Source organism: Streptomyces sp. CA189 (assembly GCF_056428985.1).
In genome coordinates this window covers 115,872-137,512 of sequence record NZ_JBWJVM010000014.1, presented here as the reverse complement: position 1 = coordinate 137,512, position 21,641 = coordinate 115,872, and the positions used below count along the sequence as shown (strand labels likewise).

The window sequence follows — 21,641 nt, the reverse complement described above, 5'->3', positions numbered from 1 at the left end:
CTGGTGGGACGCGGGTCGACCGGGCCCCGGCGATCGGCGTCACCACAACGCCACGCACACACCGCACACACCGCAGACACCGCGTACGCCACGTACGCCACACGACGAGGCGCGCGCCACAGCTCCGGCCACCGTGCGCGCCTTCCACAGGAGCAGAGTTGTTCATACGGACACGCACGCCTCGACGCGCCGCCGGGGCCCTCGCCCTCGCCACCGCCGTCGTCGCCCTCAGTACGGGGCTGACCGGCCCCGCCGGGGCGGCAGCAGCCTCCTCCACAAGGACCACCCCGGCCGCCGGCAGCGCGGCCACGCCCGTGACCGTCACGCTGATCACCGGCGACCGGGTGACCGTGAACGGCAGCGGCGCCGTCGTACGCTTCGAGCCCGCCAAGGGCCGTGAGCGCGTACCGGTCGAGATCGAACGCGCCGACGGCCGCACCCTGGTCCTGCCCGCCGACGCCCGGGCCCTGCTGGCCGCCGGCACGCTGGACCGGCGCCTCTTCGACGTCACCACGCTCGCCGACCCGACCCTGCGCGCACTGCACCGCGGCGGACTCGGCCTGATCGTCCAGTACGAGGGGGCCGCCGGGGCGGCGCGCACGGAGCTGCGGTCCGCCGCCGGAAACGAACCGAGGCGCGCCCTGCAGGCCGTCAACGCCGAAGCCGTCGAGGCCTCGCCCGCCGAGGCCGCCAAGGTCTGGGAGGCCCTGACGGCTCCCACGGCCCGCGGCGTCCGGGCCACCGAGGCCGGCATCGGCAAGGTCTGGCTGGACGGCGTGCGCAAGGCGAGCCTGGACAAGAGCACGAAGCAGATCGGCGCCGACCGGGCCTGGCAGGCCGGGTTCGACGGCACAGGTGTGAAGATCGCCGTCCTGGACACCGGTGTCGACAAGACCCACGAGGACCTGAAGAGCCAGGTCGTCGGGGAGAAGAACTTCTCCGACTCCCCCGACACCGCGGACCGCGTCGGCCACGGCACCCACGTGGCCTCCATCGCGGCCGGGACCGGGGCCGCGTCCGGGGGTGCCTTCAAGGGTGTTGCGCCCGGCGCCAAGGTGATCAGCGGCAAGGTCCTCGACGACCGGGGCTACGGCACCGATTCCGCGGTCATCGCGGGCATGGAGTGGGCCGTCGCCGAGGGTGCGGACGTCGTCAACCTCAGCCTCGGAAGCCGGGACTTCCCCGGCGTCGACCCGGTCGAGGCCGCCGTCGACCGGCTGTCGGCGGAGAAGGGCGTCCTGTTCGCCGTCGCCGCGGGCAACGACGGCGCCGGCGAGTCCACGGTCGGATCGCCCGGCAGCGCCGACGCCGCCCTGACCGTCGGCGCCGTAGACGCCAAGGACGTCCTCGCGGAGTTCTCCAGCAGGGGCCCGCGCGTCGGCGACGGCGCGGTCAAGCCCGACCTCACCGCGCCCGGCGTGGGCATCACCGCCGCGGCGGCCCCGGGAAGCAGGCTCGACACCGCTCCGGGGGCCCAGCACCCCGCCCCGGGTTACCTGCAGCTCAACGGCACGTCCATGGCCACCCCTCACGTGGCCGGAGCGGCAGCGCTGCTGAAGCAGAAGAACCCCGGCTGGACCGGGACGGAGCTCAAGGGCGTGCTGACCGCGTCCACGAAGGACGGCTCGGTCGGAGTCCAACAGCAGGGCACCGGCCGCGTGCAGGTGGACGAGGCCCTCGCCCAAACGGTGATCACCGAGCAGCCGTCGGTGTCCCTCGGCACGTCCCAGTGGCCGCACGCCGACGACGTGCCCCTCACCAAGAAGGTCGCCTACCGCAACCTCGGCACCACCGACGTCACCCTCGACCTCGCGGTGACCGGCAATGACGCCCGGGGCAACGCCGCCCCGGCCGGGTTCTTCACGCTCGGCGCCGACAAGGTGACCGTGCCCGCCGGTGGCCGGGCCGAGGTCGACCTGACGGCCGACACCCGGCTCGGCGATACCGACGGCGCCTACTCCGCCTACGTCACCGCCACCGGCGGCGGCCAGTCGGTGCGCACGGGCGCGGCGGCCACCCGTGAGACCGAGGCGTACGACGTCACCATCACGACCCTCGACCGCGACGGCTCGGCCGCCCGCGCGTTCTCCCACTCCCTGTTCGGCATCGGAGGCGCCGCCTCCGGCGTATGGGTGGGCGTCAGCAACGAGGCCGGTCCCCGCACCCTGCGTGTCCCCAAGGGCACGTACGCCCTCCACGGCTCCGTGTACCAGGACGAGTCGGACCTCGCCCGGGGCGTCGACTGGCTGGTCCAGCCCCGGCTGGAGGTCTCCGGAGCCACCGCGGTCACGGTCGACGCGCGCACCGCGAAGCCCGTGGACATCACGGTTCCCGGTCTGGCCACGGCCGACTTCGCCCTGCCGTACTACCAACAGGCGGTCGGCGACGGCCACCTCGGCAACGGCTGGGTCCTCCCCCAGGGGTACACCGGATTCCGCTCCGCCCACATGGGGCCGGACGTGACCGACGGCTCGCTCACGCAGAGCTGGCAGGCGACCTTCCTCAAGGACCCGGCCACCCAGTACTCCGTTGCCCTCGGCGGCGTGACGAAGCGCCTCGCGACCGGGTACACACGGCACGTACGGGCGAATGCGCTGGCGAAGGTCTCCCTGGACATGGGCGCTCCCGCCCCCGGCAAGTCCGGCTTCGCGTACGCCGCCCCCACCCTGCCCGGCATGCGTGAAGGCGACCTCTACGGAGCCGTCCAACCCGCTCCCGGCACCCGCACGCTCCTGCTCTCCGCCCTCGACGGGGCGACCTGGCGGAGCGGGTTCTGGCAGCTGGGCGCCCCCGACGAAGACGGCAACCAGCGCATCGAGGCGGACCAGGCCGCCCTGGAGCCGAAGCGCTACACGGCGGGCTCCTCCCACCGCGAGACCTTCAACACCGGAGTCTTCTCACCGCTCCTGGGCAAGGGCCTGGGCGTGTTCCGCACCGCGCCCGACCCGGAGACGGGCGAGCAGACCATCACCGCCTCGGTGCCCCTCTTCGGCGACGGCGCGGGGCACGCGGGATCCTCGGCTCTCACCAAGGCCGCGACCACCCTGTACCGCAACGGAGTCAAGGTCGCCGAGAGCGAGGACCCGCTGAGCGGCTGGGACCCCTTCACGGTCGACGGCGCCGACGCCGAATACCGGCTGACCACCTCCGTCGAGCGGTCCCCGGACGTCTCCGCCGTCTCCACGCGCATCGACACGAGCTTCACCTTCCGCTCCCGCCAGGTCGCCGCCCACACCGAACTCCCGGTCTCCACGGTGCGCTTCCACGCCCCGCTCGACATCGCCTCCCGCGCCCCCGCGGGCAAGGTCACCCGGATCCCCGTGACCGTGCAGGGCGCGGCCTCCGGGAAGAACCTCAAGTCGCTGACGATCTCCGTGAGCGAGGACGGCGGTACGACCTGGAAGCGCGTCACGGTCGCAGACGGCGCGTTCTCCGTCCGGAACCCCGCAAAGGACCAGGGGATCTCCTTCCGAGCCCAGGTCACCGACAAGCAGGGCAACGTCTCCGAGGTCACGACCATCAACGCCTACCTGGGCAAGTGATCTCGCTTCCTTGAGGCCACGGCCGTCCGGGAAACCGGTCCGCGGCTTCCCCCGAACCCGGCTACCCGCCCACCACGAAACGTGGCGGGCGGGTAGCCGGGTTCGGGCGCGCCTTCACCGCGCGCGGGAGTCTCAGCAGGTGAGGGTGACCTCGTGGGCCACCGGCGTGGCCGCGTGGGGGTCCGCGGCCACGCCGAAGGTACCGCGGACGGTCGAACCGCACGGTGCGGTGCCGGCGGGTGCGCGCACCTCGAGGGTGGCGGCGGTGAAGAGGACCGGCTTGACCTGCGTACGGGGTGCGGCGGCTCCGACGACCTGCACGGACAGGGTGGTGAGGAGCTCCTTGGCCGCGGGTTGCGGGCTGCCCGGGGAGGGCGGGCCGGCCAGTGCGACCTTCCCGTAGAACGTGATGGTCGTACCGTTGATCTCCGCGCACACCCGCGTGGCCAAGCCGGCCTGGAGGCCGGAGTTCCCGCAGGAGGTGACCGTCTCGGTGGTGTCTGCCGACGGGGCGGCGGCGGCCGCGGTGGTCGTGCAGACGGCCAGGGCCATGGCACTGGCTGCGAGCAGGGCTAAGCGGTTCATGGTGGTTCGTTCTCCTTGTGATGGAGCACCGTCCAAGGGTTCTCGCCGGCGCTTATGACATGTGATATTTCACATGTCATAAGAACGGAACATGTTCACGCCCTGAACTCCGCCAGGCCGCATCACGACACTCTTGACCCAGAGCAACCAGCAGGTGGTCATGGTGGATGATCGGCGACGCCGCCCTTCACTTCCGGAGGTTCCCCATGACTGCCTACGACCCAGCGACTGTGAAACTGAGCCCCCATCCGCAGGTGCGCGACCAAAGCGTGAGGTACGAAGAGTCAGACGGTGCAGAGAGCACCGAAATGAACGGTTCCCCCTGCTTGTTGTTGGACTATCAGGGCCGCGTCAGCGGTGCATGGCACCGCACCGTCCTCATCCACGCGAAGGACGGCGACCACTCTCTGATCGTGGCCTCCAACGGAGGTGCCGACAACCACCCGATGTGGTTCGCGAGCGTCGAGGCCAACCCCGAGGTGCACGTACGGGTACTGGGCGAACGTTTCCGGGCACGCGTCGAAGTCCTGCCCGCGGAGGAAGGCCAGGGTCTGGCCACTCGTGCTCTCCGTATTCCCTCGGTACGAGCAGTACCAGAAAGGGACCGACGGGGATATCCCGGTTCTCCGGATCAGTCGGGCCTGAAGCCAACAGGAGCCCGATCGGGATCAAGCGCAACGGCGGAAGGTTCCGGGCCGCCGTCGGCGTCGGCGGCCCCGCAGCAGGGTCGCGCGTTCCGCCGTGTCGACACGAGGTGCGCCGGGCCTCCCGTAGCCGGGCTCAGCAACCGGCGAATCTCCTTGCCAATCAGCACCAGTTGGAGCGCGGCGGTCGCAGTGGCCCCCACGCCGGTGGCGGGACTCCTCACGCGATCGGCCGGCCAAAGCCTAGGCGGACCTGCGGCGCAGAACCATGCGCACCCCGAACAGGACCACGAGCAGCGCGACGACGAGGAGCAGGACAATGACGAGGTTCTTGAAGAGCCCGCCCTTCTTCTTGCTCTTCTTTTTCTTCTTGCTGCCGGCGGTGGCCTGGACTTGAGAGGACGTCGGCGTGCGCAGCACGGTCACCACGCCGCCGCCGGCCGAGAGGGAACTCTGAGACAGGACCGCAGCCGCGGGAGCCTGCCGGCCGGCCGGCGCCGCCGTCGCGGCGGAGGCTGCCGGGCCCAGGAGCAGCCCGGCGAGGAGCATGAGCGGTACCAGTGTGGAGACCGACGCACGAGAACGATTCCTCGGAATGCGATAGTTTGTCACTGTATCCCCCTGTTGGTTCGATGCCCCCGCCGATGGCCCGGTAGAAGCCGGACGGAGGGGGCCTTGCAGCATCGTCGGCGAGTCCGACCGCCCCGGCAAGAAGATGAGCGGGGGAACACCCCTCGAGGCACCTTCGACAATCTGCCCGCGCTCACCCGTTGACAGGCGGGCAGGGGACCGGCGAGCATCTCCAGGATTTTTGCGGAGCCGCGGCAGTCCCCAGAGCGAACTCGTGCTCGACGGGGCCGTGTTGGCATACGAAAGATCGGACGCTGGGCGGAAGGGAATCATCATGAGCCAGGGCAAAGACGGCTTCTCCGAAGCAGGGCTGCGCAAAATGCGCGACGTGCTGGCGCGGTACGTCGAGTCCGGGAAGATACCGGGACTCGTCGCACTGGTCAGCCGTGGAGACGAGACGCTCGTCGAAGCGATCGGGACGATGCGCCATGAGGGTGGCGCGCCGATGCGTCGGGACACGATCTTCCGGATGGCCTCCACGTCCAAGCCCGTCGCCGTGGCAGCGGCGATGATCCTCCTCGACGAATGCAGGCTGCGGCTGGACGACGTGGTGGATCCGTGGCTGCCCGAACTGACCGACCGTCAGGTGCTGAAGCGGATCGACGGCCCGTTGGACGACACCGTGCCGGCGCGGCGGCCGATCATCGTACGGGACGTGCTGACGTCCACGTTCGGGCTCGGCATGGATATGACTTCTCTGGGCACTCCGATCATGAACACGATCTTCGAGCAGGGGCTCACGCCCAATCTGCCGGAGCCGATGCCAGAGCCCGACGAGTGGATGCGCCGCCTCGGCGCGCTGCCGCTGATGCACCAGCCCGGAGATCGCTGGCAGTACCACATCGCCAGCGATCTGCTCGGCGTGCTCGTTTCCAGGGTCACCGGCCACTCGTACGAAACGTTCCTGCGTGAACGCGTCTTCGACCCCCTGGGAATGAACGACACCGGCTTCCACGTGCCCGCCGACCAGATCGACCGGCTGCCTCCCCTCTACGCCCCCGATCCGCAGACCGGGGAGTTCCATGTGTGGGACGAAGCGAAGGGAGGACGTCACAGCCGGCCTCCCGCGTTCCAGGGCGGCGGCGGCGGACTGAACTCCACCGCCGACGACTACCACGCCTACTTCCGGATGCTCCTCAACGGCGGGATGCACGGCACCGAGCGGGTCCTGTCCCGGCCCGCCGTCCAGCTCATGACCACCAACCGCCTCCAGCCCGAGCAGCAAGCGGCACGGCATGCCATGGCAGCGGACAACGTCCACGTGTCATTCGGCCAGGGGCAGCACGGCGGCTGGGGATTCGGGATGGCCACGCGGACCCACCGGGGCGACTACGCACCCATCGGCCAGTTCGGCTGGGACGGCGGCAGCGGCACCTCGACCTACGCCGACCCGGAGAACCAGCTCACCGGAATCCTGCTCACCCAGGTCGGCCTGTCCGTCCCGGACCCGGCGCGCCTCTGCCAGGACTTCTGGACCACGCTCTACCAGGCGATCGACGACTGATACCCGAACTGATACCCGGACCGGGTCCCGAACTGGGGCCCGGACCGGATCCCGGGCTGGGTCCCGGTCCGGCAGGCCCCGTACGCACCCACGCCTCCCGGCCGTTCGTCATCGCTCTTGCCCACCTGCTCGGCGAGTTCGGGCCTGTGGCTTCTCAGCGCAGAACTTCGACCAGTGCGATCCAGGAGATGACGAGCGCCGTGATGATTGCGACGACGGAGCCGGCGGCGAACCATACGACGCCCTGAGGTGACCCGACGACAAGCAGCGCGGCACCGACCAGGTATGCACAGGGTGCCACGAATCCGATGGCAGACTTGGCGAATTTCATCTGATTGTCGGGGTGGGAATTCTCGTAGATCCGTCTCGTTGCCTGCGCCTGCAGAAACCCTGCGCCGACTGCGAGTGCGGCGATCGACGAACCGTACGCCGTCGGTGAGACCTGGGGAACAAGCCCCACTGCCGCCCCCGAGAGGGCCAACACCAGGCCCGCGATGCCGCCGGCCAGCCGCGATGCGAGCGACGGCGTTTTGACGACCTCCGCGATGTTGACGCTTGCCGCCACGATCACAAGGCCGGCGAGCGCGGCCGCGGCTCCCATCATGGCGACATTGAAGTCGCTCCACCCTTCCAGGTATTCCTCCATTTCCACACCGTATCGGAAATGGTCAGAAATCCCCCCGAGACATTTTCACCTAAAGGGATCCATTACTTGACGCGCATCGCCGACTCCGCCACCAGGATGCCGGCTAGCGGTTGTCCTCTGGATGGGGACCCGTCGCGAACGGGTTCGGCTCATCGTCCGCGAGTACGCCCACGAACGGTTCGCCCTCCCCCGCGAACGTGTAGGCGCCGCCTTCGATCCGCTCGATGAGGCCGCGCGTCCATTCCGCGCCGCTGTCGGCCGAGTGCACCCACATGTTCATGATCTCGCCGATGTGCCCGAGCTGTCCGGGCCCGTCCTCCGGCGTGTAGTACTCGGTGACTGCGGACCGCCACTGCTCAAGCCCCGCGATCCGCTGATTGAGGAGCGCGACGGCCTCGTCCCGGGGCAGGTCGACGATGAAGCCGAGGCCGGCCGAGATGACGTCCGGCTTCTGCTCGTGCGAACTCAGCGCTTCGCGCAGCAGCGTGAAGAACTCTTCGTTCCCCTTGTCATTGATCTCGTACTCGACGCGGGGCGGGCCGCCGACAGCGCTCGGCGCGACCTCGTGCTCGACGAGGAGTCCTTGCTTCGCCATCTGCTTGAGCGCGTGGTAGATCGAGCCCGGCTTGGCATTGGACCACTCGTGGGCACCCCAGAACTCCAGGTCGTTGCGTACCTGATAGCCGTGGGCCCGTCCGTGCTGGCGGACCGCGCCGAGGACCAGCAGCCGGATCGCTGACATGAGCGTCTCCTCCGTAGATAATTTTGACTAGACTACCTCTACCCAAGTTTGACTAGTGGTGAAACCCTCCGCGGTTCCCTCGGCAGCTAATCAAATTTGACTAAAGGGCGAGAGCCCCCTACCTTGGACTCCCTAGTCAAGCTTGACCACTAAGGGCAGGAGGGTGCGTTGTCTGACCACGAGATGGCGATCGTCGTCGAAGGTCTGCGGAAGAAGTACGGGGACAAGCAGGCCCTCGACGGCCTCGATCTCACCGTCCGAGCCGGGACCGTCCAGGGGATCCTCGGCCCGAACGGCGCCGGCAAGACCACGGCCGTACGCATCATGTCCACGCTGCTGCGCCCCGAGGAGGGGCGTGTCGAGGTGGCCGGCATCGACGTGCGGACCCGGCCCGACGAGGTGCGGTCGCGGATCGGGCTGCTCGGCCAGCACGCCGCCGTCGACGAGGAGCTCAGCGGCCGCCAGAACCTGGAGATGTTCGGCCGCCTCTACCATCTCGGCGCCCGCCGTGCGGGCGTTCGAGCTGATGAGCTCCTGGCCCGGTTCGGGCTGGCGGACACCGGCAAGAAGGCCATCAGGCAGTACAGCGGCGGCATGCGGCGGCGGCTCGACCTCGCGGCCTCCCTCATTTCCCAGCCGCAGTTGCTCTTCCTGGACGAGCCCACGACCGGGCTCGATCCCCGCGGCCGCACGGAGGTGTGGAGCGCGGTGCGTTCCCTGGTCGACGGCGGCACGACCGTGCTGTTGACCACGCAGTACCTGCAGGAGGCCGACCAGCTGGCCGACCAGATCGCGGTGATCAACCACGGGAAGGTCATCGCCGAGGGCACGGCGGACGAGCTGAAGACCAAGACGGGCGGCGACCGCATCGACGTGGTCCTGCACGACAGCGGCCAACTGGCCCGCGCGGCCGGGCTCCTGCCCGGTGAGGTCACGGTGGACGAGGACCGGCGGATGGTCAGCGCAGCGGTCAGCGACCGGATGGCCGCGCTGACCGAGACCGTGCGGGCGCTGGAGGCGGCCGGCATCGAGGCCGAGGACATCGCGGTACGCCGGCCGACGCTCGACGAGGTCTTCATGCACCTGACGAAGGAGGACGCCGCATGAGTACGACCCACGGCATGAGTACGACGCACGGCATGACCACGACGCACGCCCCGGGGTCGAAGCTCGGCTGGGCGGCCGCCGACTGCTGGACGATGACCCGGCGCGAGCTGACCCACTGGGCGCGCCAGCCCGTACAGGTGGTCGTCGGGCTGGTCTTCCCGGTGATGATGATGCTGATGTTCAGCTACCTGATCGGCGGCGGACAGGGCGTCGAAGGCGACTTCAAGGCCTACCTGGTCCCCGGCATGCTCACCATGACCATGGCCTTCGGCCTCGAAGCGACGATGCTCTCGGTCACCCAGGACCTCGGCAAGGGGGTCATCGACCGGTTCCGCTCGATGCCGATGAACTCCGGGGCGGTCCTGGTCGGCCGGAGCGTCGCCGACATGCTGCAGTCGGTGGTCGGCCTGACCGTCATGATCGCGGTCGGATACGCGATCGGCTGGCGCTGGCACGAGGGCTTCGTCCCCTTCCTGGGCGCCGTGGGACTGCTGTTGCTGCTGCGGTTCGCGATGTTGTGGATCGGCATCCACCTGGCGATGGTCGCGGGCAAGCCCGAACTGGTGCAGGCCGTACAGATCCTGGTCTGGCCGGTCAGCTTCCTCTCCAACGCCATCGCCTCGCCCGCGTCGATGCCCTCATGGCTGGGCGCGATCGTGGAGTGGAACCCGATGTCGGCGACGGCCACCGCGGTACGCGGCTTGTTCGGCAACCCGGGCGCGACCGGCGACTCCTGGGCCGCCACCCACGCGGAACTCCTCGCGGTGGCCTGGCCGGTAGCCCTGATCGCGGTGTTCTTCCCGCTGGCGGTGAAGCGGTTCCAGAACCTGAGCCGCTGAAGAACCCGGCCCCGGCCCCGTCCCCGGCCTCCGATCCGGATCGGAGGCCGGGGCCGCCCCGGCGCGCTCGGCGCCGGTCCTGCCGCGCGACAGCGGCTCCGCGGAACCAGTGACGGACACGGATCCGCACAGCCATGTGGCCGTACAACAGTCTTGGAGAACGACGATCATGCCTCAGACCTCCCACATCCCCACGTCGCGGCCGCAGTCGTCCGCGCCGCACGCCGCCGACCGCCACGACCTGATCCGCGTGCACGGCGCGCGGGAGAACAACCTCAAGGACGTCAGCATCGAGCTCCCGAAGCGCCGGCTGACGGTCTTCACCGGGGTCTCGGGCTCAGGCAAGAGCTCCCTGGTCTTCGGCACCATCGCCGCGGAGTCCCAGCGGCTGATCAACGAGACGTACAGCACGTTCGTGCAGGGCTTCATGCCCACCCAGGCGCGACCCGACGTCGACGTCCTCGACGGGCTGACGACCGCGATCATCGTCGACCAGCAGCGGATGGGCTCCGATCCCCGTTCCACGGTCGGCACCGCCACCGACGCCAACGCCATGCTCCGCATCCTCTTCAGCCGGCTCGGCCGGCCTCGCATCGGGCCGCCGAGCGCGTACTCGTTCAACACCGCCTCGGTGAAGGGAAGCGGCTCGATCACCGCCGAGGACGGCGGGAACAAGGCCGGCGGGGACGCCTTCGGCCGCAGCGGCGGGATGTGCGCCCGCTGTGAGGGCCGCGGCACCGTGTCCGACATCGACCTCACCCAGCTCTACGACGACTCCAAGTCCATCGCCGAGGGCGCCTTCACCATCCCGGGCTGGAAGTCGGACAACTGGTGGACCGTGCGTACCTACGCCGAGTCCGGCTTCCTCGACCCGGACAAGCCGATAGCCCAGTACACCGAGCAGGAGAGGCAGGACTTCCTGTACCGGGAAGCGACCAAGGTGAAGGTCGACGGGGCGAGCCTCACCTACGAGGGGCTGATCCCCAAGCTCCAGAAGTCGCTCCTGGCCAAGGACCGGGCGTCGATGCAGCCGTACATCCGGGAGTTCGTGGACCGCGCGGTCACCTTCACCACCTGCCCCCGGTGTGACGGGACCCGGCTCGGCGAAGGAGCCCGTACCTCGAAGATCAGGCAGATCAGCATCGCCGACGCCTGCGCCATGGAGATCCGCGACCTCGCGCAGTGGGTACGCGGCCTGGACGAGCCCTCCGTGGCCCCGCTGCTCGCCGTCCTCCAGCAGACCCTCGACTCGTTCGTGGAGATCGGGCTCGGCTACCTCTCGCTGGAGAGGCCCTCGGGCACCCTGTCGGGCGGCGAGGCCCAGCGCGTCAAGATGATCCGCCACCTCGGCTCCGCACTCACCGACGTCACCTACGTCTTCGACGAGCCCACCATCGGCCTGCACCCCCACGACATCCAGCGCATGAACAACCTGCTCCTGCGGCTGCGCGACAAGGGCAACACCGTGCTCGTCGTCGAGCACAAGCCGGAGACGATCGCCATCGCCGACCACGTCGTCGACCTGGGCCCCGGGGCCGGCCCGGCGGGCGGCACCATCTGCTTCGAGGGAACCCTCGAAGGACTGCGCTCGTCCGGCACGGTCACCGGCCGCCACCTCGACGACCGGGCGGCCCTCAAGGACAGCGTGCGCGAGCCCACCGGCGCACTGGCGATCCGAGGCGCGACCTCGCACAACCTCCGCAACGTCGACGTCGACGTCCCGCTCGGCGTGCTCACCGTCATCACCGGCGTCGCCGGATCCGGCAAGAGCTCGCTCGTCCACGGCTCGATCCCGGCGAGCGAGGGCGTCATATCGATCGACCAGAGTCCCATCCGCGGCTCCCGGCGGAGCAACCCGGCTACGTACACGGGGCTGCTCGACCCGATCCGCAAGGCCTTCGCCAAGGCCAACGGCGTGAAGCCGGCCCTGTTCAGCGCCAACTCCGAGGGCGCCTGCCCCGGCTGCAACGGCGCCGGCGTCATCTTCACCGACCTCGGCATGATGGCCGGCGTCTCCAGCCCCTGCGAGGAGTGCGAGGGCAAGCGGTTCCAGGCCGCGGTACTCGAGTACCACCTCGGCGGCCGCGACATCACCGAGGTCCTCGCGATGCCGGTCACCGAAGCCGCGGAGTTCTTCGGCGAGGGCGAGGCCCGCATCCCGGCCGCGCACAAGATCCTGGAACGCATCGCGGACGTCGGCCTGGGCTACCTCAGCCTCGGCCAGCCGCTGACCACCCTCTCCGGCGGCGAGCGGCAGCGGCTCAAGCTGGCCACGCACATGCGAGACGAGGGCGGGGTCTACGTACTCGACGAGCCGACCACCGGCCTGCACCTCGCCGACGTCCAGCAGCTCCTCGGCCTGCTCGACCGGCTCGTCGACTCCGGCAAGTCGGTGATCGTCATCGAGCACCACCAGGCGGTCATGGCGCACGCCGACTGGATCATCGACCTCGGCCCCGGCGCCGGCCACGACGGCGGCCGGATCGTCTTCGAGGGCACCCCCGCCGACCTCGTCGCCGCCCGTGCCACCCTCACGGGCGAGCACCTGGCGGATTACGTCGGAGCCTGAAGGGAGGCGGCCGCGCGAGCCCGCCCCGTGCGCCCCGTCAGCGGCGGCCGGTGGACAGGATGAGGAGGAACTGACCGCCGCCGGCCTGGATGTCGGCGGTCACCGGCAGCCCCGGTACGAGGCGGGAGAAGCGGTCCACCAGCCAGTCCGCCGCCTCTTGGGCATCCTTCTTGGTCGGACAACGACCGACCATCTCGCGGCCGCCCTTGCGCTCCAGCCTCTCGGCAACGGTGATCAGCGGCGCGGGTTCGACCACGTACAGGCGCTCCGGCCAGGCGATGACCACCTTGACCGCGCCCTTGCGGGTGTTGCACCCGCGGTGCGCGAGCCGCTCGGCGACCTTGGCCTTCCGGTCGGCGGTCCGGCTGTCGACACTGGGCCCCCGCGGGTCGTTCACCGACTCGTCGGGGTCGACCGGTTCATCACAAACCCAGCACTGCCAGCCGTCACGTGCGGCCACATCATCAAGGAGACTCACCCGAGCAAACTACCTGCCCGGCCGCCACACCGCGTACAGGACCCCCCGTGGTCCGGCCCGGACGGCCGGACGCGGCCGGTTCAGCTCCTGTTCACGCAGAGCACGCAGAGCACGCAACGCCTCCCTACCCTCCCCCTGTCCAGCGTTCACAGTGGAAGGGAAACCCGGTGTCCATCACCGCTTCTGTCCGTACGGCCGTCCTGCCCGCCGCGGTGTTGGCCGCCCTGGTCGTACCAGCCGCGCCGGCGCACGCGGCGCCCGTCTCCGTCACCGCAAGCGTGGAGACCGCGCCGGTCTCGCACAGCGGGGATGCCGCCGACGACCCGGCGATCTGGGTCCACCCGACCGACCCCGCCCAGTCCGTGGTCGTCGCCACGGACAAGAAGGGCGCGCTGGAGGTCTACGACCTGTCCGGCACCCGGATCCAGCGGATCAGCGGCGACTACGGCAACAACGTCGACCTGCGCGGCAACATCGTCGTCTCCGCGGACGACGAGGCCGCCGACGGCAACGGCGCCATGCACATCTACCGCATCGACCCCGTGACCCGACAGCTCAAGCACCTGAAGGACGTTCCCACCGAGGTCACCGCCCACGGCATCTGCCTCTACACCTCCCCCGCGTCCGGGAAGCTGTACGCCTTCCCCAACTCCACCTCGGGCCGGGTGGAGCAGTGGGAGCTCGGCGTGACCGGCGACACGGTCAACGCGACCTCGGTCCGTCTGTGGGACGCGGGTTCCGCCGTTGAGGGCTGCTACACCGACGAGACCACCGGCAAGCTCTACCTCGGCGAGGAGGACGTCGGCGTCTGCGTGTACGGCGCCGAGCCCACCGCCGGCACCTCGCGCACCAAGCTCGACTCCACCGGGTCCGGCGGCCACATCACCGCCGACGCCGAGGGCATCGCCGCCGCGGGCAACCGGATCTACGTCTCGTCCCAGGGCAGCGACGACTTCACCGTCTACGACCGCACCACCCGCGCCAACCTCGGCCGCTTCTCCGTCGCCAACGGCACCGCGGCCGACGACTGCGAGGACACCGACGGCATCGACGCCACCGCGGCCGACCTCGGCCCGGCCTTCCCCCAGGGCGTCTTCATCTGCCAGGACGGCTCGAACGGCGCCCCCGCCTCCAGTGGGAACCAGAACTTCAAGTTCGTCCCGCTCCAGCGCATCACCGCGCACTTCGCCTGAGCACCGCCGGCCCACGGGCCCGCGTCCGGGTGCGCCTCGGGAACTCGACGGCCCCGCTGATGACGACCCGCGACTCCACCGCCTTCCCGGCCACCCTGCTGCGCTCGCCGGGTCCGGGCGCCGCACGATGCGTGCGCGTTCTTACGGTGCGGGAGTCGCGGGTGCCCGCGGAGCGGGGTCCGGGGATTCGTGCGGGACCGGCGGGTGGCATTCGGCGCGGGTGCCGTCCTCCTCCGTGCGCGGCCAGCAGCGGCCTTCGAGGGCCTCGGCGCTGCGGTTGAGCCGGACCAGCGCGTCCTCCAGCTCCCGCACTTCCTCCGGGGACCAGTCGGCGACCACCCGGGCCAGGCAGTCCATGTTGACCTCGCGGTCTTCGGTGAGCCGACGCCCGCCTTCAACCGTGATGCAGAGCTTGCGGGCCATGCCGCCTTCCGGGTCCGCGACGCGCTCGGCCAGGCCCCAGCGCAGCAGCGCGGCCGTCTGGCGGTTCACGGTCGAGGTGTCGAGCCCGAAGGCCTCCGCCAACTGTCCGATGGACATGGGGCCTTGCGAGTCGATCCGGCTGAGCAGCAGGTACGCCGACCGCTCCAGGCGTTCGGTGTCGCGCTCACGCCGGGCAAGCACCTGGTGCCGCGAGAGCAGCATCAGCTCCCGCTCCAGTTTCTCCAGCACTGCGCCTCCCGCTCCTTCCGGCGCTCCATTATCGCCGACCTGTGAACCCGGGGACCGGCGGGCCCCCGTACGACGGCCGGACCCGGCAATATGCATGATACATAACATGTGTACTATGCACTTCTCGTTGTCACCCGACGAGCCACAGCCTCAACCCGGAGGACCCGCATGCCCGTCACCACGTCCACCGCCTCCCGCGCGGCCGAGATTCTGTCCCGGCCCGTCAAGGTGAACGGCCTGACCGTCCCCAACCGCATCGCGATGGCGCCGATGACGCGGATGTTCTCCCCCGGCGGCGTGCCCGGGGAGGACGTTCAGGCGTACTACGCCAGCCGGGCCGCCGCGGGTGTGGGCTTGATCGTCACCGAGGGCACCTACGTCGGTCACGACTCCGCCGGGCAGAGCGACCGGGTGCCGCGGTTCCACGGCGAGGACCAGCTGGCGGGGTGGGCGAAGGTCGCCGCGGCCGTACACGAGTCGGGCGGCACGATCGTGCCTCAGCTGTGGCACATAGGCATGGTGCGCCAGCAGGGCGAGGCACCGTATCCCGACGCCCCCGCCGTCGGCCCGTCCGGCATCCGCGTCGACGGCACCGAGGGGACCGGCAGGGCGATGACCCGCACCGACCTCGACGACGTCATCGGCGCGTTCGCCGACGCCGCCGCGGAGGCCGAGCGGATCGGCTTCGACGGCGTCGAACTGCACGGCGCGCACGGCTACCTGATCGACCAGTTCCTGTGGGAGCGGACCAACCGCCGCACCGACGCCTACGGCGGCAACGCGGTGGCCCGTACGAAGTTCGCCACGGAGGTCGTGGCCGCGGTCCGCGAGCGCGTCCAGGCCGACTTCCCGGTGATCTTCCGCTACTCCCAGTGGAAGCAGGAGGCCTACGACGGACGGCTCGCGCAGACCCCGGAGGAACTGGAGGCGATCCTGGCCCCGCTGGCGGCGGCCGGCGTCGACGCGTTCCACGCCTCCACCCGGCGCTACTGGATCCCGGAGTTCGAAGGCTCGGACCTGAACCTGGCGGGCTGGACCAAGAAGCTCACCGGCCGACCCACCATCACCGTCGGCTCGGTCGGCCTCGACGGCGACTTCCTCCGCGCCTTCGCCGGCGAGGGTGCGGCGCTCGGCGACATCGACAACCTCCTGGACCGGATGGAGCGCGACGAGTTCGACATGGTCGCCGTCGGCCGTGCGCTGCTCCAGGACCCGCAGTGGGCGGCGAAGGTCCTCGGCAACCGCTTCGACGAGCTGAAGCCGTACGACGCGGCGGCGCTCAAGTCGCTCAGCCGGTAGCCGGTAGCCGGTGGCCGCCCGGCCTACGCCCCGTGACATCGGTCCGCCGAGGTCACGGGGCGTTCGGCGGAGGGCGCGGCCACGCTAGGCCGGCTCGGCGGGGTCGTGGGTGATCAGGTCTCCCGGCTGGCACTGGAGGACGTCGCAGATCCTGGACAGGGTGGAGAAGCGGACGGCCTTGGCTCGCCCGTTCTTGAGCACGGACAGGTTGACGACGGTGATGCCCACCTGCGCGGACAGTTCGGTGAGCGTCATGCCGCGCTCCACGAGGACCCGGTCGAGGTGGATCCGGATCGAGTGGAGTTCCTCTTCGGGCATCAGATGGTCCCTTCGAGGTCCTCTCGCATGCGCACGCCCTCGCGCATGATCTTCCCCATGATCACCGCGGCGAGGCCGGCCAGGATGAGCACCTGCGGCTCCGCGACCGTCGGCCCGGACCCCACGATGGGCGCCATGCTGCCGACGAGCCAAGACTGCGACCAGCCTACGACGAGGCCTGCCAGCGGCGTGCCGACCGTGACGAACCAGCCGAGAACGGTGAGCCGTCGCGCCACGGCGTCGGTGAACGGCCCCTGCACGAGGACGGCCTTCAGCAGCCGGGAGAAGAGCAGCAGCGCGAGGGAGGCGAACAGCAGCCAGGGCAGTTCGCCCCCGAGGTCGGCGGCCCGCTGCGCCCCGGAGGGACTGTTCTGACAGAGCCGCGCGGCGCTGCTGGACGCCTCCACGCCCTTGCCGATCGGCAGGCCGTCCCCGAGTGAGGCATTGGCCCAGAAGCCGGTCTGCACGCAGACCGCCCCGTCGTCGAGCATGTGCGTGAGCCCCGTGCCGATGAAGACGAGCCCCCAGAGCACCGACAGCACGAAGGTCACCGAGGCCAGGATCCTAGTGAGTCGCGTGTTCACCGCGCCCCTTCCTATCGATTTTCGATACGCCGAAGACTAGGGGCCATATCGATAATCGACAAGTATCTGACCGTCGGCGAGGCCGCCCCACGGCCGCACCCCGGACGACGGCGGACTACGCTCCGCAGGATGGAACGCGCAGAGGTCCTCAAGCGAGTGATCGGCATCCTCACCGAAGCCCAAGACATCCGCCGGGCCGTCGAAACCGAGCAGGACGGAACCGGAGAGGAGGGCCGCGGTGGCGGTGACACGGACGGTGGCGGCTCCGAGGCGACGGCCGGAGTGGCCTCGACCCTCCTGAACGAGATGCTGCCGTCGATCAGCGTGCCGGCCGACGCCTCTCCGCAGCAGGTGGCCGCGGCGGTGGCCGAAGCCCTCGGTCCGGCGCTGCACACGATGGTCTCCGGATTCAGCTTGGCGTTCACCAGCCTCGCGATCGCCCACGACGGCGGGCGTACGGACGTCTCCGCGATCGAAGTCCTCCAAGAACTCGCCCTCGAGGTCGAGGCGGGGACCTACGACGAGGGGTCGTAGGAGCACGCGTCCAGGGGGGTGAGGACGGGGCGACGGGTGCAACTTCTACAAAATGTTGACGCACCTCTATCGGAAAGACGTTGGCCCGATGGACGATTCATGTAGCCTGCGCCCCTTCACCTGACCACCCGTCAGCCCGGGGAAGGCCGATCCCACCCTCGTTCGTTGGGAGGCCACACGCCATGAACCCGCTCAGCGAGTGTCCCGAACCCGCCTCAACCCCCTTACCGGAAGTCCCTACGCCTTCGCCGACGGCGGGGGCACCCAGCCGTCGGCGCGTCCTGGGCGGCCTCGGAATGGCCGCGGCCGCCCCACTCGTCCTGGGCGCCGGGAGGAACCGGCCGCCGCACGGCGGCACTCCCCCGGGCCGGGCCGTCCTGCTCAGGAACGCCGCACTCGTGCTCACCATGGACCCCGCCCTCGGTGACGGCCCGCTGGGGACGGCCGAGCACGCGGACGTCCTCATGCGGGACGGTGTCATCGCGGCCGTGGGGAAGCGGTTGCCCGCACCGCCCGGCACTCAGGTGATCGATGCCGCCGGCCAACTGGTGATGCCGGGATTCGTCGACGTGCACACCCACCTGTGGCAGTCGTCGATGCGGGGCGGCTGCGCGGACCGCGACCTCTTCGGATGGCTGGCCGACTGCAACCGGGCCACGTTCTCCCGGATCACGCCCGCGGACATGTACCGCTTCGTCCGCCTCGGCGCCCTCGACTCCGTACAGTCCGGCGTGACCACGCTCGTGGACTGGGTGGACGCCCTCCCGTACGACACGACGGTCCAGTACGTGCGGGCCCTGGCCGGCACGGGCGTCCGCTTCACCTACGCGATGTTCCAAGCCGAGCGGGAAGCCTCGCTGATCACCCGGACCAAGAAGGAGCTCATCGACCCGCTCCCCCTCGCCTCGGCGCAGGTCGCCACCCACGCGGCACGGGCCATCAAGGGCCTCAACCGGCTGCATTGGGAGATCGCCGAAGACCTCGGAGTCATGCTCAACAGCCATGTCCTCGAACGCGCCGAGCAGCACGCGGACGATCCGATCGGCACCCTCGCGGACATCGGCGCGCTGGGTCCGCGGCTGCTCATGAACCACGCGATCCACCTCACCGACGACGAGATCGCCGCCGTCGCCGCGCACGACGTACGGGTCGCACACTGCCCGCTCAGCAACATGCGGCTCGCCTCGGGGATCATGCGGCTGCCGGACCTCGGCCGACGCGGCGTCAAGGCCGGGCTCGGCCAGGACGGCGGGACCAACGACACCTCGGACTTCTTCGCCCTGATGAAGGGGGCCATCGGCCTCCAGCGCGCACGCGCGTTGGAGACCTCGGTGTTCCCCCAGGTGCACGACGTCCTCCGCCTCGCCACGCTCGGCGGCGCCGAGGTGATCGGCATGGGCGACACGGTGGGGTCCCTGACCCCCGGCAAGCGCGCCGATGTCATCGTGATCAACCCCGCCGCTCTCAACTTCGCGCCGCGATTCGACTGGATCAACCAGATCGTCTTCAACGGCCGCCCGGAGAACGTCCGCGCGGTCTTCGTGGACGGCCGGCCCCTCAAACTCGACGGCCGCCTCGTCGACATCGACACCGAACGCGTCGTACGGGAAGCGGAATCCGCGGCCACCCGCCTGCGGGCCGCCTCCTGAACCCGGGGCGGGGCTCCGGGGGCGCTCAGCGCTCCCACGGGGCCCCGCCCACCTATTTCCTCATCCCCCAGAGGTCAGGGTCAGGTCAGGGGTGTATTCAACGGCCCTGGAGGGACTTGACGTTGTCGCCGAAGGTCCAGCCCTTCGAGCCGTCCCAGTTGACCGACCACGTCATGAGCCCCTTCAGCGCCCCACCGAAGGCGTTCCACGACTGACCGACCAGGCTCGGCGTCATGTAGCCGCCGCCCGCGCCGGGCTGGGCCGGCAGGCCGGGCACCTGCTTGTCGTAGGGCACCTTGATGGTGACGCCCTGGATGGTCAGGCCGTTGTTCAGGCACGTGGTCTGGGCCGTGAAGCCCTGCACGGTGCCTGCCTGGTAGGAGTCACCGGAGCACCCGTACATGCTGCCGTTGTAGTACTGCATGTTCAGCCACCACAGCCGGCCGTTGTCGGCGTACTTCTTGATGATCGGCAGGTACGAGCCCCAGATCGATCCGTAGGTGACGCTTCCACCGGTCACGTAGGCGGTTTCGGGAGCCATCGTCAGGCCGAAGCCCTCCGGCATCTGGGCCAGCACGCCGTCGATGATGCGCACCAAATTGCTCTGCGAGGCCGACAGCGTGTTGATGTTGCCGCTGCCGGTCAGGCCGGTCTCGATGTCTATGTCGATTCCGTCGAAGTTGTACTTCTTGAGGATCGGGACGACCGTCGCCACGAACTTGTCGGCGACGGTGCTGGAGCTCAGGTCGATGCCTGCGGTGGCACCGCCGATCGACATCAGGATCGTCGCCCCGGCCGCCTTGGCCTGGCACATCTCGGCGGGGGTCGAGACCTTGACGGTGGCGTCCATGCCGTCCTGCCACAGGACGGTGCCGTCCGAGAGGATCACCGGGAAGGCGGCGTTGATGACGTTGTAGCCGTGCGCGGCGATCCGGCTGTCCGTGATGGGCACCCAGCCCATGCCGGGGTGGACGCCGTTCGCGGCGCCGTCCCAGTTCTCCCAGTAACCCTGCAGGACCTTGCCCGACGGCTTGGGCTTCGTGGGGCAGGTCTCGCCCGGCGGGGCGGTGGTCGGGGGCGCGGTGGTCGGCGGGGCGGTGGTCGGGGGCGGCGACGTCGGCGGCGTGGTGGTCGGCGGGGGCGTCGTCGGCGTGGGGCTGCTTCCGCCGGGGCCGGTGAGCGATACGTCGTCCGCGTAGTACGTGGTCTGGCCGTACCAGCCGTGCAGGTAGACGGTCACCGAGGTGGTGTTCGGCCCCGTGGTGAAGCCGACGCTGAGCTGGCCGTACGACGGGCTGTTCGGCGTCCAGGTGGACGGGGCGCTGGTGATCCCGGTGCCGGTGGCGCCGAGGTAGACGTAGCTGCCCTGGACGTAAGCACTCAGCGTGTACTGGGAGTTGGGCTGCACGCTGACGGTCTGGGCGCACTGGGCGTTGTCCTGGCCGGTCGGCGTGGCCCTGAGCGCGGAGGAGCCGGAGCGGACCGGACTGCTGACGACCGCGCCGGAGCCCGCGGAGCAGGTCCAGGCGGAGAGCCCGTTCTCGAAGCCGGAGTTGACCACCAGGTTGGTGGCGACGGCTCCGGCCGTTGCGACCCCGGCCGTGACGGAGCCCGCCACGGCGATGCCGGCACCGATGACGGCGGCGGCGCTCACCCAGGCGAGGGAGCGGTTCAGGACGGTCGGTGGGCGCTGGGCGCGATTGGTCGGGTTCACACGAGGGCCGGTGTCGGCCGGCAGGCGCGGGGTGCGTGGTCTCCGACGGAACATGGTGCGCTCCATTCCCGCCGAGCGCCATGGGCATGACCGACGCGTGGGGGCGTGACGCCCGGCTCTGGGTGAGGTGGGGACAGGTGGGGCTGTGCCGGACCGGATCGTAGGAGGAACGGCCCGACCGGTCAATAGGTCTGGACCAATGACCTGAGCCCGGCTCGTCGAGCGGGGACGCGGGCCGCGACCTCGGCGGCGCGCCGAACCCGCCTTCCCCTGGCGGGAGTCCGACCGTGCCGCACCGGCGGTCGTGGCGCGCACGTCGCTGCCGGAGCGGTCACCGCGGCGCCCGCCGCTCACCCGGGGCGCGGAATTCGAACCCGACGGGCGGGCAGGCG

17 protein-coding genes and 3 pseudogenes are annotated in these 21,641 nt (G+C 70.1%); 10 read left to right on the top strand and 10 right to left on the bottom strand.

Going from position 1 to position 21,641, the window contains the following annotated elements:
• Positions 1–158: 158 nt before the first annotated feature.
• Positions 159–3,542 carry a S8 family peptidase gene (locus tag AC061S_RS14530; RefSeq protein ID WP_478686337.1) on the top strand — a complete coding sequence of 1,128 codons (3,384 nt, stop codon included), beginning with the start codon at positions 159–161 and terminating at the stop codon, positions 3,540–3,542.
• 132 nt (positions 3,543–3,674) lie between these two features.
• Here AC061S_RS14530 and AC061S_RS14525 read toward each other — a convergent pair whose 3' ends face one another.
• The gene (locus AC061S_RS14525; RefSeq protein WP_478686336.1) at positions 3,675–4,127 is read right to left on the bottom strand and encodes a hypothetical protein; all 453 of its coding nucleotides are present in this window, start codon (positions 4,125–4,127) and stop codon (positions 3,675–3,677) included.
• Between the two features lie 167 nt (positions 4,128–4,294).
• Between AC061S_RS14525 and AC061S_RS14520 the strand changes: the two are divergent.
• Positions 4,295–4,772: pseudogene (locus AC061S_RS14520) on the top strand (nitroreductase/quinone reductase family protein).
• Positions 4,773–5,014: 242 nt separating this feature from the next.
• Here AC061S_RS14520 and AC061S_RS14515 read toward each other — a convergent pair.
• On the bottom strand, positions 5,015–5,320 hold the full coding sequence (locus AC061S_RS14515) for a hypothetical protein (RefSeq protein ID WP_478686335.1): 306 nt from the start codon (positions 5,318–5,320) through the stop codon (positions 5,015–5,017).
• 355 nt (positions 5,321–5,675) lie between these two features.
• Here AC061S_RS14515 and AC061S_RS14510 point away from each other — a divergent pair, with 355 nt between their 5' ends.
• The gene (locus tag AC061S_RS14510) at positions 5,676–6,905 is read left to right on the top strand and encodes a serine hydrolase domain-containing protein (protein ID WP_478686334.1); all 1,230 of its coding nucleotides are present in this window, start codon (positions 5,676–5,678) and stop codon (positions 6,903–6,905) included.
• A 154-nt stretch (positions 6,906–7,059) separates the two neighbouring features.
• On the opposite strand, the gene AC061S_RS14505 is transcribed toward AC061S_RS14510, so the two are convergent.
• Entirely contained in the window at positions 7,060–7,551 is a 492-nt protein-coding gene (locus tag AC061S_RS14505) for a hypothetical protein (protein WP_478686333.1), read from the bottom strand.
• A gap of 103 nt (positions 7,552–7,654) precedes the next feature.
• Entirely contained in the window at positions 7,655–8,293 is a 639-nt protein-coding gene (locus AC061S_RS14500) for a PadR family transcriptional regulator (protein WP_478686332.1), read from the bottom strand.
• A 183-nt stretch (positions 8,294–8,476) separates the two neighbouring features.
• Between AC061S_RS14500 and AC061S_RS14495 the strand changes: the two genes are divergently transcribed.
• The 3 genes from AC061S_RS14495 (at position 8,477) to AC061S_RS14485 (ending at position 12,808) form a co-directional block, all read left to right on the top strand.
• The gene (locus AC061S_RS14495) at positions 8,477–9,400 is read left to right on the top strand and encodes an ATP-binding cassette domain-containing protein (RefSeq protein WP_478686370.1); all 924 of its coding nucleotides are present in this window, start codon (positions 8,477–8,479) and stop codon (positions 9,398–9,400) included.
• Positions 9,397–10,239: an ABC transporter permease gene (locus tag AC061S_RS14490; protein WP_478686331.1), complete on the top strand. Its 843-nt coding sequence runs from the start codon at positions 9,397–9,399 to the stop codon at positions 10,237–10,239. Before AC061S_RS14495 ends, AC061S_RS14490 begins: the two co-directional genes overlap by 4 nt.
• A 169-nt stretch (positions 10,240–10,408) precedes the next feature.
• Positions 10,409–12,808, top strand: a complete 2,400-nt coding sequence (locus AC061S_RS14485; RefSeq protein ID WP_478686330.1) for an ATP-binding cassette domain-containing protein — start codon at positions 10,409–10,411, stop codon at positions 12,806–12,808.
• 37 nt (positions 12,809–12,845) lie between these two features.
• Here the strand turns inward: AC061S_RS14485 and AC061S_RS14480 are convergent, their stop codons facing one another.
• On the bottom strand, positions 12,846–13,286 hold the full coding sequence (locus AC061S_RS14480; RefSeq protein ID WP_478686329.1) for a hypothetical protein: 441 nt from the start codon (positions 13,284–13,286) through the stop codon (positions 12,846–12,848).
• Positions 13,287–13,453: 167 nt separating this feature from the next.
• On the opposite strand from AC061S_RS14480, the gene AC061S_RS14475 reads away from it, so the two are divergent.
• Entirely contained in the window at positions 13,454–14,479 is a 1,026-nt protein-coding gene (locus AC061S_RS14475; RefSeq protein ID WP_478686328.1) for a phytase, read from the top strand.
• 141 nt (positions 14,480–14,620) lie between these two features.
• Here the strand turns inward: AC061S_RS14475 and AC061S_RS14470 are convergent, their stop codons facing one another.
• Positions 14,621–15,124, bottom strand: a complete 504-nt coding sequence (locus AC061S_RS14470) for a MarR family winged helix-turn-helix transcriptional regulator (protein WP_478686369.1) — start codon at positions 15,122–15,124, stop codon at positions 14,621–14,623.
• Positions 15,125–15,319: 195 nt separating this feature from the next.
• Between AC061S_RS14470 and AC061S_RS14465 the strand changes: the two genes are divergently transcribed.
• Positions 15,320–16,450, top strand: coding sequence for an NADH:flavin oxidoreductase (locus AC061S_RS14465; RefSeq protein WP_478686327.1), 1,131 nt, complete (start codon positions 15,320–15,322; stop codon positions 16,448–16,450).
• 84 nt (positions 16,451–16,534) lie between these two features.
• Here the strand turns inward: AC061S_RS14465 and AC061S_RS14460 are convergent, their stop codons facing one another.
• On the bottom strand, positions 16,535–16,768 hold the full coding sequence (locus tag AC061S_RS14460) for a helix-turn-helix domain-containing protein (protein ID WP_478686326.1): 234 nt from the start codon (positions 16,766–16,768) through the stop codon (positions 16,535–16,537).
• Entirely contained in the window at positions 16,768–17,319 is a 552-nt protein-coding gene (locus AC061S_RS14455; RefSeq protein ID WP_478686325.1) for a DUF2975 domain-containing protein, read from the bottom strand. The genes AC061S_RS14460 and AC061S_RS14455 overlap by 1 nt, the downstream gene beginning before the upstream one ends.
• Positions 17,320–17,481: 162 nt before the next feature.
• On the opposite strand from AC061S_RS14455, the gene AC061S_RS14450 reads away from it, so the two are divergent.
• Positions 17,482–17,886, top strand: a complete 405-nt coding sequence (locus tag AC061S_RS14450; protein ID WP_478686324.1) for a hypothetical protein — start codon at positions 17,482–17,484, stop codon at positions 17,884–17,886.
• A gap of 296 nt (positions 17,887–18,182) precedes the next feature.
• Positions 18,183–19,535 (top strand): amidohydrolase family protein, encoded by a 1,353-nt coding sequence (locus AC061S_RS14445; protein WP_478686323.1) that lies wholly within the window; start codon positions 18,183–18,185, stop codon positions 19,533–19,535.
• Between the two features lie 97 nt (positions 19,536–19,632).
• Here AC061S_RS14445 and AC061S_RS14440 read toward each other — a convergent pair.
• Positions 19,633–20,631: pseudogene (locus AC061S_RS14440) on the bottom strand (chitinase); the annotation flags it as partial.
• Positions 20,632–20,763: 132 nt separating this feature from the next.
• A pseudogene (locus AC061S_RS14435) lies at positions 20,764–21,303 on the bottom strand (carbohydrate binding domain-containing protein); the annotation flags it as partial.
• Positions 21,304–21,641: the final 338 nt, after the last annotated feature.

Coding starts and splice junctions, on each gene's coding strand:
- AC061S_RS14525 (WP_478686336.1), bottom strand. CDS start 4,127: ATGAACCGCTTAGCCCTGCTCGCAGCCAGTGCCATGGCCCTGGCCGTC.
- AC061S_RS14515 (WP_478686335.1), bottom strand. CDS start 5,320: ATGCTCCTCGCCGGGCTGCTCCTGGGCCCGGCAGCCTCCGCCGCGACG.
- AC061S_RS14510 (WP_478686334.1), top strand. CDS start 5,676: ATGAGCCAGGGCAAAGACGGCTTCTCCGAAGCAGGGCTGCGCAAAATG.
- AC061S_RS14505 (WP_478686333.1), bottom strand. CDS start 7,551: ATGGAGGAATACCTGGAAGGGTGGAGCGACTTCAATGTCGCCATGATG.
- AC061S_RS14500 (WP_478686332.1), bottom strand. CDS start 8,293: ATGTCAGCGATCCGGCTGCTGGTCCTCGGCGCGGTCCGCCAGCACGGA.
- AC061S_RS14495 (WP_478686370.1), top strand. CDS start 8,477: ATGGCGATCGTCGTCGAAGGTCTGCGGAAGAAGTACGGGGACAAGCAG.
- AC061S_RS14490 (WP_478686331.1), top strand. CDS start 9,397: ATGAGTACGACCCACGGCATGAGTACGACGCACGGCATGACCACGACG.
- AC061S_RS14485 (WP_478686330.1), top strand. CDS start 10,409: ATGCCTCAGACCTCCCACATCCCCACGTCGCGGCCGCAGTCGTCCGCG.
- AC061S_RS14470 (WP_478686369.1), bottom strand. CDS start 15,124: ATGCTGCTCTCGCGGCACCAGGTGCTTGCCCGGCGTGAGCGCGACACC.
- AC061S_RS14465 (WP_478686327.1), top strand. CDS start 15,320: ATGCCCGTCACCACGTCCACCGCCTCCCGCGCGGCCGAGATTCTGTCC.
- AC061S_RS14460 (WP_478686326.1), bottom strand. CDS start 16,768: ATGCCCGAAGAGGAACTCCACTCGATCCGGATCCACCTCGACCGGGTC.
- AC061S_RS14450 (WP_478686324.1), top strand. CDS start 17,482: ATGGAACGCGCAGAGGTCCTCAAGCGAGTGATCGGCATCCTCACCGAA.
- AC061S_RS14445 (WP_478686323.1), top strand. CDS start 18,183: ATGGCCGCGGCCGCCCCACTCGTCCTGGGCGCCGGGAGGAACCGGCCG.